Here is a 1,007-nt window from a genome sequence, read left to right as displayed (position 1 = left end):
TCATTTTGGCAAGGTGGTGTTGTATTCTTGCGTTGCGCATGTTTCGCGGTGTAGGGTGTTATCCTACACCGCGTTTGTTATTTCTCGATGGGGGAAGCCTTGAGGGGCCGCGAAAGTTAAGCGGTAGAGGAAATGAGAAGTTCAGGCAGTAAAAAACCGCGGCCTCTCGGGCAGGCCTTCATTGAGAAATTGTATATGGAGGGTTACAAATGGTAGATCACGCGGCGATGTATAAGACGCTGATGGGCGGCATGCTGGATGCGCTCGAGGATATCGAGCAGCAGAATTACGGGTTTGCCAAGCTCACGCTGGTAAAAACCCTGCAGGTGGCGGAGGATATCTGCAGCCTGGGCGCCGGGGAGGAGCTCCCGGCCGTCAGGCTCCTGACCCCGCTGGACCCGAAATCCACCGGCCGCCGCCGGCGCTGAAGCCTTATTTGACGGTGATCGTCTTTGCGGCCTCCAGCGTTTCCATATCGCCTTTATCCGAATAAGAATATTTAAAATCAGCGATAAGAGTATATTTCCCCTTGGGCAAGGTCAAGTCCTTGCTATTTACGAACTCTTTGATCCAATCAGGGCTTTTTTCATCATAGCCGCCGTTCTTTTCGTAAGCAAACTTTCTTATCTCATCTTTTTTAAATTCCTCTTTGGCGCATATCAGCAATCTCAACCCGCCCAGATATCCGTCGCTGCTTTTGACGGCAAAAACAACCATAGGCCTGTCAACGTATAAGGTGGCGTTATCGGCGTTTCCCGTATATTGGAGCGTGGCGTAGCAGTCTATCAATTCGCCCGCGCTGTATTTGTTCTTATCCGTATAGATTTTTAATGAAAAGTCGCCGTTCTTATCTGCCGCATGCCCGGCGCAGCCGCTTAAAAACAGGGACGGCAGCAGCAATAGCAGAACTGTATATATTTTAAACTTTTTCATATATTCCCGTCCTCCCCCGGCTCCCTCAGACGAGGGAGCTGTCGCCCGCGGCGACTGAAGGAGGGAGCCTTCCC

General features: G+C 51.2%; 2 protein-coding genes. One reads left to right on the top strand and one right to left on the bottom strand.

Features of this window, described 5'->3' with window-relative positions; genetic code table 11:
- Positions 1-209 precede the first annotated feature (209 nt).
- Positions 210-428, top strand: a complete 219-nt coding sequence (locus BUB60_RS19435) for a hypothetical protein (protein WP_073078206.1) — start codon at positions 210-212, stop codon at positions 426-428.
- A 4-nt stretch (positions 429-432) separates the two neighbouring features.
- Here BUB60_RS19435 and BUB60_RS19430 read toward each other — a convergent pair whose 3' ends face one another.
- Positions 433-933, bottom strand: coding sequence for a hypothetical protein (locus tag BUB60_RS19430; protein ID WP_073078204.1), 501 nt, complete (start codon positions 931-933; stop codon positions 433-435).
- Between the last annotated feature and the right edge of the window lie 74 nt (positions 934-1,007).

The organism is Sporobacter termitidis DSM 10068, from assembly GCF_900130065.1.
In the GTDB taxonomy this organism is placed as follows: domain Bacteria; phylum Bacillota; class Clostridia; order Oscillospirales; family Oscillospiraceae; genus Sporobacter; species Sporobacter termitidis.
This window is presented reverse-complemented; position numbering and strand designations above follow the sequence as displayed.

Excerpts from the sequence above, each read along its gene's own strand:
- BUB60_RS19435 (WP_073078206.1), top strand. The coding sequence starts at position 210 with ATGGTAGATCACGCGGCGATGTATAAGACGCTGATGGGCGGCATGCTG.
- BUB60_RS19430 (WP_073078204.1), bottom strand. The coding sequence starts at position 933 with ATGAAAAAGTTTAAAATATATACAGTTCTGCTATTGCTGCTGCCGTCC.